We start from the raw sequence: 13,786 nt of genomic DNA on the forward strand, positions 1-13,786 counted from the left end.
TTTATGGTTGGATTATTCACTTCTGAACCATTCATAGTCTTGAATATCGCCTTCATCATCCATTAAACTCGCTAAAAATAAATCGAGACTATCAGCTTGTATGTAGCCAATTTCTTGGTCCGCACCAAAACGGATGATTTGTCCCGCAGTACCTTTTTTGTCCGGAGCAAAATCGAACGCCAAAAAATTACCGTTCTGTAAATCGAAAAACGGAATCCAATAGGGCGTAGTGTACATTAATAACGTTTTGCCTTCGTTGGTACTGTAGGTATCCAACAACTCCTTTTGCGTCCAGTCGTTATAAATGCTTAGCCAATCTTTCCATTCTTGAAAAATTTTCTCGGCACTCATAATCGCTGAGTTTTGCACACCGTTATGTAGGGTTAAAAATTCTTTTATGATGTTCGGGAAAGGATATCCGGCAGCAGCCTCAAACTCTGCATAAATAGCATCATTGTTTTTAGGCGGAATAATAGTGAGTCCTTTCGTATGAACCAATTGTACAAATTGCTGCACTACTTTTTCAAAACGGCTTTCAGCGTCTAATTGAATAAACGGAGCTATAAAGTCCGCTTTTTCCTTCGCTAATTTTTCTGCGATAAATTCATTAGGTATTTCCTCCGAAATAAATACGCCGGTCTTATCAAAAACCATATTGTTTTTAAAGTTGGAAATTTGCTGACAACTAAAAGAGTTGGCACCAAAAAAATACACTTTTGAGGTGGTGATTTCGTTTCTACTCGTTCGTTCATCAACAACGGTGAACCATTCATTAAACAAAGACGTGTTTTCTATTTCAGCTGTGAATATTTCCTTGCCTTCTAAATAAGCGATGCCGAAGTACTTAGAATTGGATATGTCTTCTGGAGTTATAAAGAGAAGTTTTAAAACCTCTTTACCTGTAGCCTCTTTTAATGCATCTAACAGCGCATCGCAAAATGTAAAACTATTGTCAATATCCTCTGGGTCTTCTAACGGTGGTAAGGTGTTGACCGGCATCACATCAAAATGAAAATCTTCCCATTTCATTTGTTCCACATGCTCTGAAAACGCAATTCTGTTTCTCATCTTCACTTATTTATTGATGCTGCTAAGGTACCTGAGAATAATGGGGAGGCTATCCCCGAAAAGGGTGATTTTAATTTTTTAAACAGGAATTTAAGAGATGTAGAAATTGAAAATTTAAACAGGTAATTGCTTAATGAACTTACGCATAGGTCCGTAACTGCCGTAAACCGAAGAGAAATTGGGAGTTAAGTTTTTAATTAAATCAGCATGTGAAAAACTTGGCAGTTGATCTAAACAGGTAATCATCAAATTCTTCTCGATGAGTAGATCTTGATGATGAATAGCATCACATTGCAGGGCATAATTTAGTAGTTCTGGATCCAAGCCTTTGGTTCTGAACTCACCTTGAAACTCGTTGGCTTCATTCGCCTCATTATCGTTATTTTTAAGTGTAACCGATTGGGTTTCGGACATGGGTCCGTTGCCGTGCCGGGTTTGATAACAACGTGTTACATAGAAAATACGCACAGTAGCAGTGGGACCCAAATCGTCTTTAATAAGTTGAATGGCGTTTTTAGAAGTCGTGTAGCTCCAGGTGGTATGCGGGTGAAAACCATGTTGCGTATCTAAAAGAATACCTTGGCTGCCCTCAAAAATAAAATGTTCAAAGTGTGCCGCTATTTCTGGTAGCCTTGCCAATTGATAAAAGGGTTCAATAGCCGAACAGGTTTCTAAAAAGTAATCTTCGTCATAGGCATTCAGTTCGTTGAAGTAGTATTCTTGAACGCTTTTGGGTTGGTGCAACAGTTTGGTTTCGTAGTACGTTCGTATACTTTTTAGTCGCTGTTTTGCGACCCAATTGAACTGTAAATCGTTGGCAAAGAAATAAACCTCCTCTTTGTTTCTGGCGATTGTTGTGCCAAAACCCAGACCACAAGAACCGTGGTGTTGCTGTTTTTCTAAAGCCCTATTATAGGCAATGTCATACATGGTAGTGATCATTGCCAACGGGTGAAAAAACAATTGTGGCTTGTACTTTTTTAGAAAGTTACCTTCTTGTAAAATGGCAGGCGGAAATACCGTAGTATGCTCCGTGTAAAAGGTGGGAACGCCAACGAAGGTGCCCGAACCAAAATTGCTAAAGGTATGTGTAAGTACATCCGTTGTTACAGTATGCCCAATTTGGTGTCCGCCAGAAAACCGGACCACAATACTTTTTTCAGGTTGTTGCGATGCTAGAAAATCGGTCGTTAGCCCTTTACCGGCATCGCCAAAACCTAAATCTATAACTATACTACATTGCTGCATTTATAACATATCTTCGACTTCGGTATCGGAAATGCCCGAAGTAGTGTTGCCCGTAGTTGGTGTATGGTGTTGAATCACTATTTCCGCAATCCGTTTGGCTACTTTTTTATAATCGGGCATCACAATAAAATGCTCACCAAGTAATTCTTTCCAGTTGCCTTTTCTATTTGGGGATTTAGACCATTCGCTGTGCTCTAGGTGCATATGAAAAACATTGTATTTTTCTTGAGCTTCATTGATAATAGCCTCGGTCGTAATGGTTTCGGCTTCCTCTGCGGCAGTGTATTTTTTTATAATCGCTGCGGGAATCGTAGGGAAAACCGGTTCATCGCCAATAGTGAACAAAAAGCCTTTCTGCTTTCTTTTCTCCCAGCAATCTATAGAGGTATGGCGTGCCGCAAATAAATGCGCCAAGTTGTAGCCTTCTTGATTATTACCGCCACCTCCGCCTTCTAAATATACTCGGGTTAACCAACGGTCTAGTAATTCGGCAGAAGATTCAAACTGCCCTACTTGTAACGGTGCATGGTCATAAACGAAATCTCCCAAACCTAGAAAAAGCACTTGTGGATGCTCTATACCGGCTTCCATTAACGAGCCGATTAAATCTGGCAAAGCTTCTTTTACAATGAGTTCTGGCACAAAGCCCATACTGCCCGTTACATCTAGACCTACAATGATGGAAACGGTTTCTGGATGCTCTTTTGAATCTCTAGACTCCCTAACAATTACGTTGGCGGGGTCCATTTCGGGGTCTATTTGCGAAGCGGTAAATATCTCTTCCCTAGATTTGTTGCTGTAGCCTTTAGATGTTCTAAGTTTTGAATACGCCTCGTGACTAAATCTTCCTCCTCCCATAATTACAGTTCATTTATTTGTCCACCGAACAAATACGCGTAGCGCTTCTTTGCCAGTTCTAATTTAATTTCCAGATTTCTGATTTTAACCGACATCTCTAAGTCTTTGGCAACATAGTCCTTCGCATCAAAATCTGATGCCAATACCAAACTGTTCGCATCTGTCGGGCTCATATCTAACATATTCTCTTGCTCACGTTTCAATCGTTTTAAAGACAGCGCCAAGTCCTCCGTTTCACGCTTGTACATCAGTTGCGCATCTTCGGCAATGGCACTTGCACGGTCGTCTCTGATTTTTTCGTTGTTGCGCTTTAGCGATTCTAAAAAAGCGGCATTCGTTATTTTGTCTTCCATGAAAATTTCTTTGGGACAAAGCTATGTTGAACCTTGATTTTCTATATCCCTGAAAAGGGTGATTTTAGTATTTAACGTAGTAATGAGTTCATCTCAATATCACTGAAAACGGTGAGTGATATTTTAAACCCTACGCGCATCTTTGTAGTTCACATTTACATCCTATCAAATTAATTAAACAGTACTTATGAAATTGGAAATGAGCGATGTTTTTCAGCAAAGGTTACCGGTGAAATACTTAAAGTTTCTTCAGGAAAATCCAAAAGGTGCACCACTGAAGAATAATAGTAGGTGGGATAAGCGCACTTGGAATATAATGGGAACGAAGGCATTGCTAAAAAGATGGGAAATGAAAGGAGTAGGTGAAGCAGCCAACTACGAATGTTTAAAACTGTACACACAAGTTCAAGAAGAAGTAGGGATGGAACTCACGGCACCTTCAGCACATTTTCGTTCTGTAAAATTAGAGCGCGTAGCCAAAGGTTTTGTAATAGGTGAGGAGAATGGCGATTACCTATATTTAGACCCCGAATGCAAATTTACGGTTTGGGCATATTACCACGATGGGGGCGAAGTAGCATTAATATCCAAGTCTTTTTCGGAACTTTTAAGAACTCAAAAACCGTTATAATATAATAATTACAAACACTTATGGTTCATATAGAATTTTCTTCGGATAGCTTTCAAATCAACTCCGTTGCGGTAAAATTCCCTATACCCCTTACAACTTTAAAAACGTGTATTTCCCCTGATTTTAAAGAACATAAAGGAAAAAATAAGACACTTTTTGTTTGGGAAAATTTGGGGATTATCGGGTATTCATCCGATGGGGATTCGATAGATTCCTTAGGATTTGAATTGGAAATTTCAACCTATGATTTCAGTCCTAAAGAAGTTTTTAGCGGAACATTCAATTACAATGGTGAAGATATTCTTCAATATTACAAAACCCATGAGGATGAACGGGTGACAACATTCAAAGGCGACGATTCCGGAGCCTTGGTGCAAAACGGATTAAGTGCTTGGTTTAGCGTATCGAAAGACGTTGTACGCGCCATTGAAGTGAGCATTCACAGACCATACGTGCGAGGCGCGGGAATATCGGAAGACAAATACACCATTAAGCCGCTTGATGAAAAAGAAATTGAGTTTACAGATTTTGGTTTTAAACTTTCTATCATTGAAGAGTTGATGTATATGAAAGGACTGTTGAAACCGAAATTTGACTTGTATGAGTATGCAGATTGGTATAAGGGTCGTGAAATAGATATTGACGAAGAAGGTTATGAGCCTATAGCTGAAGTAACCCAGTATTTTAAAGATTTGCCTATTCCCAAACGTTTGGCTTCGGAGATTACTGAAATCTATCAAGATGGCGGAAACGATATTTATATGAACCTATCACCTTTTTCTGGGGGAGCTGTAGAATATTGGGATATTGAACGGAGCGATGATGTGAAGCATTTTCCCAATTTAAAGAAAGCCACCTTGTGTTACGCAAAAGAACATATATGTGATGAATTCGTTATTCTTGGCATTGATGCTGAGTGGATATAAATGGATTTTGTAACAATCAATAATCAATGAATACCCTTTTGCCTAGAGCGATTATTAGATTGTAAAGTAGCGTATTAGTATATGTTATTAATAAAATAAATATTAAAGACTAAGGTTGATTTTTGAATTATTTTTTGAAAACAGAGGTCATCTTACTGTTAGTTAAATATAGAAAAATGCAGATAGAGATTATATTACTTTTACCAAGAGATTCAATAAAAAAAATAGCCATAGCTATTAATGTTTAGATACATTCTATTAATGAAACATTTCATAACGTTTTTTCTTTTAAAAAGAATTTGTTCATAGAACTATTTAGGTACTACTCATCCCAAAAGTATCAATTGACAACAATTTAAAAATTAGTAATTGATTTAACGGTACATTTGGATGAGACTAGACCAATTACACAATCAAAATATAGGATAATGAGGTTGATATCTTCTTTTAAATTACTGATAATAACTCCGATTTTATTTTTAGTGCATCTGTCAGAGGCTACAATTAGCAAGAAAAGGGTTTCTTATACTGAAAAACCGGCATTCAATATTAGTAACCATTTTTATCAATCAAATTTAGATACTGATGGGGATGGGATAAGTGATGATATAGATGAGGATGATGATAATGATGGTATTCCAGATTTATATGAGGATGGTTGTGAAATAAATACAGCCTTTGGATCCCCTACTTCTAGTCTAGCGACAACCAACTATGTTACTTCAATATATACGAACTACGGTGGTTTTTGGAATTCATCTTCATCCTCAATTAATCCTACCCCCTTTGATAATGTCTCTGAACTTTTGGCTTTTAGTGTGGGCAGTAGAACTTATGCTACGGGCATTGGAGGATCTTATATGATAGATACTAATGGCAATGGGCTTTATGATGTAATGGATACAGATGGTAATGGTGTTGGCGATGTTTTGGTAGAAGAGACCTCATGGACAGCTTTAAGACCTGTAACAAAAATAAAGTCAGGTATCCGTTTAGAAGGTAGGGCGTTAGATGGCAGCACTGCAAATGCATTAGGTCCACAGCTTACTACAGGTGGTATTCCATTTAACCCATATCTATATGAAGGGGAAAGAGGGCTTGATATGGGTTATGCTATAGCTAATATAGACAATGCTTGGTACTTTCGTTTGGGCGGGGCAAGTTCAGCTGCATTTGGTGATGGGGAAATGGATATCTTATTAACTCAAGGTGCACAATTGGGAAATGGCTCGAATTATAATAGACTGCATTTGCTTGATGAAGACGGAAACTATTTAGGTAACGGTGTCGAAATTAATTGGAATAATACCCCTATAGTGGGTAATTCTTTGGTAGATCAGTACAATGCGGATGATACTGTTAGTGCAAAAAACGTGAAAAAGAACATACGTCTTGCAGCAGTAGAATTAGCTGAGTTTGGACTTACCATGGCCGAGAGGTCTAAAGCGGTAATATTTCGTCTAGAAATTTCAGCGAACGCAGATCCTATATTTTTTGTAGTGAACGATAAAAGTTTTATAACTAGCTGTGCTAAAATGGATACAGATGGTGACGGAGTAATCAATAGTTTAGATCTTGATAGTGATAATGATGGAATTTATGATGGTATTGAAGCAGGGCACGGTCTTACACTGTCCGCAGGGAAATTGACAGGAGCTGTTGGTGCCGATGGTATTGTAAATGCTCTACAAGCTGTAGGGCAATATGATAATGGTACTGTTAATTATGAAATAGCAGATTCAGATAATGATAATATACTAGATTTTTTATCATCAGATAGTGATGCGGATGGATGTAATGATGTTCAGGAAGCAGGATTCTTGGATGGAGATTTAGATGGTTATTTAGGGGTTTCGCCACTTACAACGGATTCATGGGGGGTAGTAACTAATCAAAGTGGTTATGCAACGCCAAGAGATGCAGATAATAATAATTTAGCTGATTATAAGGAAAGCGGATCAGCACCACAAATTATGTCGGGTCCTCAAAACACTATAATTTTTGATGGAAATGTAGGTGAGATCAGTATATCAGCATTAGATGCAACAGAATATCAATGGCAAGTAAGTACAGATGATGGTATGAATTTTTCAAATATAATAGCATCTGAAAACTATTCGGGTGTTCAGACCAATACATTGATTATTAATAAGCCTAACTTGGAATATGACGGTTTCTTATATCGGGTAGAATTATCAAATGAAACATATACCTGCACTACCGTTACTTCTGAATCAGCACTGTTGAATATAAGAGTTAAAACGGTTATAACAAACAAGAGGATAACCTACAGGGTAATAAAAGAATAATCTAAGGCTATAGTAAATAAAACATTTATAAGTTATAATCAACCGTATATATCAAACCTCTTTAGTTCAACTTCAACGCGTAAAGGGAAAAAAATTGAGGCAATATATGATGAATTTTAAGGAGTAATTTAATTTTGAAACAATCATTATATAAGTAGACATAGGTTGCAGCTGAAAAAAGTAAAAAAGTACGTCTTAATCAACGTACTTTTTTTATTTAAGATGTGTAGAGAAAAGTAATTATAGGAATCTAGGATGCTAAGAATTCATTGGTTTCAGGGATATGGAAAAACCATGTTATCTATACATTTGATTTGTATAAAAAACAGATAAAATTATGGGGTTAGAAATTACAAGCGGAATGTTGGCAGAGTTTAAAGATAGGGAGCCTGAAGCCTATGAAACCTATAAAAAAATCTTTCAAAATATCAATGTTGTTCTTGCTGCTAATAATTTAGAACCACATAATGAACCGGAGGAGATGGAAAATGAAGCGTTGCAGTTTGGTGGCTTTCCATATAGTTTTTTACACCATTTACGTCGGTTTTTAGCCCATGCGTGGGAAAATGAAGACGACGAGAATTGGGAGCCTAAGCCTTTTTCTCCAAACGATGACCCTGGGGCAGATTCAATTTTAGAAGACCACTATTCGTATATGGAAAGTCACTTGTTGACCCATTCTGATGCCGAAGGTTTTTACCTTCCCTTAGAAATGCCAGAAGTACTTTTTGATATCGAAGAAGCGCGTGTACCTGGTGCTATGATCGGTTCATCATACAGCTTGCTTGAAGAATTAAAAGGTCTCACCATGCCTTTAGGTATTCAATTAGATGAGCATGATGACATTACCAATATAGCGCAACTAAATAAAATCATTGAGAATCAAGGAGATTTTTGGATAGAAATAGTGGTATGCGCATCGCTTTTAGATGCCGCCAAATTTAGTATCAAGAACAATACGGCTATTCTTTTTAATTAGAACACCCATTCTAGGATCATTACTAAATAGATTAAAAAAATCAGATATGAATTTAACAGAGAAGAATATAGAGGATATTAAAGCGGAATGGAATACAAAAGGTAGTAGATACGTTTCCGATATCAATAAAATGGTTGAATTTGGTGAAACCAACGGATGGGAAAATTGGAAAGGAAAAGAGCCCGAAGACAAAAGAGATCACTTGGCAGAAGCAGTATTTCAATTATTAAAAGATGCCAATAAGAATAATACGGTCGATGCTTTTAGAAATGATTTTCCGCCGGCACACGCACCAATGGTGCAGTTTATGAAAGCAAAGGCGCAAAGTATTCAGCAATTACATTTTATAGACGGTCAGAAGATAGTGTTCTTAGTGGGTACCGCGTATCAGAAAAGACAGGCATATCTGCTTAAAGATGATGAAATCATTGAATTGGATGCTTCTATTGACGCTATTGGAAAGTCAAAGCAGAATAATGTTTTTGCCATTGCATCTAACAACACCATTGTAACCACGCAAGGTTGGGAAGGCGAAATTATTGCCACGTTCCATCTACATGATGCAAAGAATTTGGCAATAGCCGAGCTGGTTCCTTTTAACGACGGACAAAAAGTACTCTTGACTACTGCTATGGGTATTTTTATTATCTCCAACGATTCCGAGAAAATGATTCACCCATTGCCAGATCCTGAAGATGAGGAATGGGAACCTTATATGGACATGGAGAACGCCACCATTTCCAATGATAACAAACACATTGTTGTAGGCGACCAGTGTAGTGACCACAGAGTGTTGGATGCCAACGGAATTCAGATAGGTGAGGTTGGTCCGCAATCATCTTACCCAGATTTTTGCCTTTTTTCAAAAGATGACAATCAACTTATAACAAACTCCTGCCACTTTTATAACGGAGTTACCATAGGTGTACCTTCCACCGAACTCGAAAACTTGAATATACCCGCCTACGAAGAAAGTGAGCAGTATACGGTTATAGATGAAGAAATGAGAGTCTATTGTGGTATAGCAACATCCAAATACTACATTCTAGGAGATGCCTTTGGTTATATAAGAGCTATTGACACTCAAGGTAATTCTCTTTGGAGATACTATTTAGGGTCTAGTCTTAGCGGAATTGCCATTTCAGATGATGAGAAAACTTTGTGGGTAGGGTCGTCATCGGGTATGCTGCATAAACTACAGTTAGATAAAGGACTTAGAGACGACCATACCATTGCAACAGGAAAGCATTATGAAGATTTCAGGTTGGTGATATGGAAAGATGAGCCAATTTTAAAGTGGTAATACGATAGTATGGATATCAGGGATTTTAATGAGATTATAATTGAAGGTAAATATGATTTGGACCAGAAAGAGGATTATCTAAGGTCCGTCATGCTGCCAGCCATTATCATTGAGCAAGCAACGGTTTTTGATGAAAAGGGAATAAGCAAGTATGGTGGCAATCCACTTGTGCCCGATAATTTTGAATGGCCCAGGCACGAATTCGGGGATTATAGATTTATAGCGCAGTTTCATCTAAGCGAAATACCACCTGGTGAAAATCAACTTCCAAAGAAAGGTTTGTTAAGCATTTTTGCAGCGTATGACGAGGAAAATACCATGGCTTGGATAGATGATAACTATGCGAAGGTTTTCTATTTTGAGGATGTTGAGAATTTAAAGCCATATGACAATCCTAATTTTCCAGATAAATATTCTCTAGATGTGGTTTTTAAACAGGAAGTAGATATACCTTTTAAGCCGGAATTATACCCTTCAAAAGGACTCAACAAAAAGCAAATGAACTATGTCTGTACTAAAGTGCTAGAGCGGACGGATAAAAGATATGATAGTTATTTATTAGGCTACCCCTATTACAATTCATTAGATGCCGACCCAAGGGAAAACGAAAAATGGACATCATTATTAACCTTGCGTTATCAATCTGGTTTTGGGTTATATTGGAACGACCGTGGGTATTTAATGCTATTTATAGAAAAAGAGAAATTGGCAAAAGGAGATTTCTCTAATATTAAATCTAATGCTGGGTAGATGGAAACTCTATTGTAACGAAAAAAACCACCCCTCGGGGTGGTTTTTATTTTGTGAAGACGGAGGGTCTAGAACCTTTCTCTTTAAACACCTATGCATAGGCGTTTAAAGTGTCTATAGTTTTTATACTCACCGAATAGGTGACTTTTTAACAACCTAACCAGATTTTTCGCTGTAAATGATTAAAAATTGAGACCAGATTTGCCACTATCCCAATTAAACTAATGATGCATTCTGGTACTTAAAATTATAAGAGTTGACAGTAATTGATTATGATATCTAGCATTCATAAACTTGTAATAAGGAAAATGTAGTAATTAAACAAACTGCACTTAAATAGATTTATCATCTCTGCCTAATAGGACCTTACGGTTACAATATTTTGAATTTTCACAAACATTTTGAGCCCCTTAAAACGTCAATTAACGAAACTACTAAAAGAGACCACAAATGGGACTCAGGGACAATAGTATTTTGAAATGGAAAATCGGTTCTAAAAAAGGCCCTATTTTGGAACTTTCCCTATTTCCTAAAATCAGTATCACTAGATGGGGGCTTTATAGGGTTATTTGTATGAAATAGTGCTAATTGTACTATACTGTTGTGGCAATAAAGCACTACAAAAAAATAGGGGTTTAACATATTAAATGAGTTCGTTGTCTTCTAAAGTCTTTTTGAGCTTAGAATGATTCTCCCAAAACCTTTCGTTTATTTTTTGCATAGTTCCTTCATAGTCAGGATGAGTTTTCATGAGTTTGATTAGCGGATCTTTTTCCAAGAACAACAAAATCCAATATTGATAATGATCCTGTAATGCGAAAAGTTTGAGTTGCTCAATACCCTGGTCCACTTTTCCCTCATAGGCATACTTTACGGCTTTGCTAGCGCTCTTATAAATGGATTTGTCACTTTCTAAATATTCACTATATCCCTCAAAAAATTCATTTGCCTGTTCTTCAAACCCCATTTTCTGATAGACTAATCCAATCTTTATATCCTCGTGGGGATATATACCCCAATTGAACTTTTTTCTAGCTTCTACGAATTTATGATAATAGGTAAAAGCACCTTGATAGTCTTCCTCGATATAATGTAATTTTCCTATATCCTGTAGAATATCCAAGCGGGTACTATCCTTTTCGAACTCTTTTTCTAAGGTTTTTTTGAGCTGTTCCAGATTTTCATCCATAGCATACTCAATGAACGCTTTTAAATGTGGGGCATATAAGTTATTCGGATTGTAATCTAGCGACTTGTTGACGTATTTCATGGCCTCTAGGGTGAAACCACTTTGGGCAAAGGCATTGCTTAAATCCAAATAAATGAAACTCTGACCTAGTGAGTCATTGGTTGCTACATCCAATTGTGCGCCTTTTAGAGCATTGGTTAGGTACTTTGCGGTATTGGGTATGTATATAGCATACAATCTAGAAAGCAATTGAACAACATTGGCCGAATTGGGATTGTATTCCAGTGCCTTCTCCAAATGAGGCAAAGCCAAACGATATTCTTCGGTATGCATATAATATAATGCTTTGGATATAAGGCTTACATCACTCTTTGAATCATAGAGCAGTGCCTTATCCGCATAATTGTTGATAAGGTCGGTATACCGTTTCTGTTTCTGGAAGATATCGAGATAATAATACGATATGGCGATGTTAGCATAAGCGAGGGCAAATTCCGAATCCTGTTCTATAGCTTTTTCGAATAATGAAATGGCTTTCTCCAAGCCTTCTTCCGAGCGAGAATAATAAGGATCTAATGCTTTTAGATAGTAATCATAAGCCAATAGGTTTTCAGTCGGTTTTTTTTCAATTTGCTCCAATTCGGCGGGTGTTATGACGGCTGTAATGGCATCTGCTATTTTCTTGGCCACATCGTTTTGCAATTCAAAAACGTCCTCTACTTCTCGATTGTACTGTTTTACCCAAATAGGGGTGTCCGTAGAAGTATTAATCAATTGTACGTTGAGCAAAACTTGATTGCCCACGCGTTGACCACTGCCTTCTACCAAGTAGTTTACATGCAGCTCCTCGGCAATCTCTGGAATACCCTTGTCCGTTTTTCTATATTTCTCTACCGAGGTTCTGCTGATTACCCTCAAGTCTTCAATCTTCTGAAGATTGTTCAATGCGGATTCCATCAAGCCGTTCACAAAATAAAGATTGGTGGAATCCGCACTCTCATTTTTAAAAGGCAATACGGCAATGGAATTTTCAATTTCAGGTTTTTCTACGGCATTTTCTAAAGAAGCCTCTTTATTGAAAAGCAAGGAGAAAACTAGCAGAATTACTGCACATGAAGCAGCGATGATAGACCATCTGTATCGCTTTAAAGAGCTAGTATGATCCTTTTTCTCTTCAATAGCTACCGTAACTTTTCCTACCTCCCCGGGGGGATATCCATAGTGTTCCCGAAAACATTTAATAAAATAGGAGGTACTTCCAAACCCTACTTGATACGAAATTTCTGAAACAGTCGAGGAGCCTTCCTTAAGTAAATCCATAGCTTCTTTAAGGCGAACTTGACGAATGAATTGGCTTGCTGAAAGTTTAGTTTGCTTCTTGATTTTCCGAAGCAAGTTGGACCGACTCATATTCGTGGCCTCGGCCAGCTCGGAAACACCAAATTGTTCATTGGCCAAATTCTCCAGAATCAGGGCTTCTGCTTGTTCAATAAAGTTTGATGTATTGACCGAAGGATTTGACATGTTGTTTTTTTAATGATTCTAATTTAGTGAAAATCTAGGTAATTACCAGTTATACCTAAGGTCGCTTATTAATCGGAAAAGAAATCTTTTGCGTCATAATTTATATACCTGCGCCATATTTTTTAAACCCTCCCGAAACTTAATATAGTTCGCTGCATAGCTCATAGGGCTTGCTTCAAGTTCCATGGCATCTTTGTACCAACAAAAATCGTAGCGAACATTTTAAAATAATAATTATGAAATCATCAATTACAAGAACGGCAACGGAAACAAGGACTGGACAGTACTTCTCATCATTCAGCAACAGTAAGAGAACCCTATGGGCGCAGTACAGAAACTTTAACCGCTGATTACGGTCAATAAGAAAAAATAAAAAACAACACAGTCATGAAATCAAAGATTCACGAATACTTATAAAAATCAAATATCAAAGCCATGTGTAAAACATTCATCAGTCAATCGCCTATGGAATTTAGAAGGTTTACTTACTTCAGTCACATGAAGGACAGCAAGAGAATCCGTTTGGCAACACCAAAAGAATACCTTCATTAAGAAACACACCTTATAAGCTTAGAAAAAGGGGTACGCCCTAATCAAAGTCTATCCCTTCTCATAACAAAAATTATAGCAAACAATTAAAATTCAAAA

11 protein-coding genes are annotated in these 13,786 nt (G+C 37.4%); 6 read left to right on the forward strand and 5 right to left on the reverse strand.

Features of this window, described 5'->3' with window-relative positions:
- Positions 1-12: 12 nt before the first annotated feature.
- From DCS95_RS09345 to DCS95_RS09360, 4 genes are all read right to left on the reverse strand, one after another.
- Positions 13-1,068 carry an SMI1/KNR4 family protein gene (locus DCS95_RS09345; protein WP_116770518.1) on the reverse strand — a complete coding sequence of 352 codons (1,056 nt, stop codon included), beginning with the start codon at positions 1,066-1,068 and terminating at the stop codon, positions 13-15.
- Between the two features lie 114 nt (positions 1,069-1,182).
- On the reverse strand, positions 1,183-2,316 hold the full coding sequence (locus tag DCS95_RS09350; protein ID WP_116770519.1) for an adenylosuccinate synthetase: 1,134 nt from the start codon (positions 2,314-2,316) through the stop codon (positions 1,183-1,185).
- On the reverse strand, positions 2,317-3,174 hold the full coding sequence (locus DCS95_RS09355) for a hypothetical protein (protein WP_116770520.1): 858 nt from the start codon (positions 3,172-3,174) through the stop codon (positions 2,317-2,319).
- A gap of 2 nt (positions 3,175-3,176) precedes the next feature.
- Complete coding sequence (locus DCS95_RS09360) at positions 3,177-3,527, reverse strand: hypothetical protein (RefSeq protein WP_116770521.1); 351 nt, start codon at positions 3,525-3,527, stop codon at positions 3,177-3,179.
- Positions 3,528-3,714: 187 nt separating this feature from the next.
- On the opposite strand from DCS95_RS09360, the gene DCS95_RS09365 reads away from it, so the two are divergent.
- From DCS95_RS09365 to DCS95_RS09390, 6 genes are all read left to right on the forward strand, one after another.
- Positions 3,715-4,158 carry an SMI1/KNR4 family protein gene (locus DCS95_RS09365; protein WP_116770522.1) on the forward strand — a complete coding sequence of 148 codons (444 nt, stop codon included), beginning with the start codon at positions 3,715-3,717 and terminating at the stop codon, positions 4,156-4,158.
- Between the two features lie 20 nt (positions 4,159-4,178).
- Positions 4,179-5,084, forward strand: a complete 906-nt coding sequence (locus tag DCS95_RS09370; RefSeq protein ID WP_116770523.1) for a DUF6892 domain-containing protein — start codon at positions 4,179-4,181, stop codon at positions 5,082-5,084.
- A gap of 428 nt (positions 5,085-5,512) precedes the next feature.
- On the forward strand, positions 5,513-7,393 hold the full coding sequence (locus tag DCS95_RS09375) for a hypothetical protein (RefSeq protein WP_116770524.1): 1,881 nt from the start codon (positions 5,513-5,515) through the stop codon (positions 7,391-7,393).
- 337 nt (positions 7,394-7,730) lie between these two features.
- On the forward strand, positions 7,731-8,372 hold the full coding sequence (locus DCS95_RS09380; RefSeq protein WP_116770525.1) for a hypothetical protein: 642 nt from the start codon (positions 7,731-7,733) through the stop codon (positions 8,370-8,372).
- 46 nt (positions 8,373-8,418) lie between these two features.
- On the forward strand, positions 8,419-9,675 hold the full coding sequence (locus tag DCS95_RS09385; RefSeq protein WP_116770927.1) for a hypothetical protein: 1,257 nt from the start codon (positions 8,419-8,421) through the stop codon (positions 9,673-9,675).
- A 9-nt stretch (positions 9,676-9,684) separates the two neighbouring features.
- Positions 9,685-10,425, forward strand: a complete 741-nt coding sequence (locus DCS95_RS09390) for a DUF1963 domain-containing protein (RefSeq protein WP_116770526.1) — start codon at positions 9,685-9,687, stop codon at positions 10,423-10,425.
- A gap of 643 nt (positions 10,426-11,068) precedes the next feature.
- Here the strand turns inward: DCS95_RS09390 and DCS95_RS09395 are convergent.
- On the reverse strand, positions 11,069-13,138 hold the full coding sequence (locus DCS95_RS09395) for a helix-turn-helix domain-containing protein (protein ID WP_116770527.1): 2,070 nt from the start codon (positions 13,136-13,138) through the stop codon (positions 11,069-11,071).
- Positions 13,139-13,786: the final 648 nt, after the last annotated feature.

It is taken from the genome of Maribacter litoralis (assembly GCF_003075045.1).
Classification (GTDB): domain Bacteria; phylum Bacteroidota; class Bacteroidia; order Flavobacteriales; family Flavobacteriaceae; genus Maribacter; species Maribacter litoralis.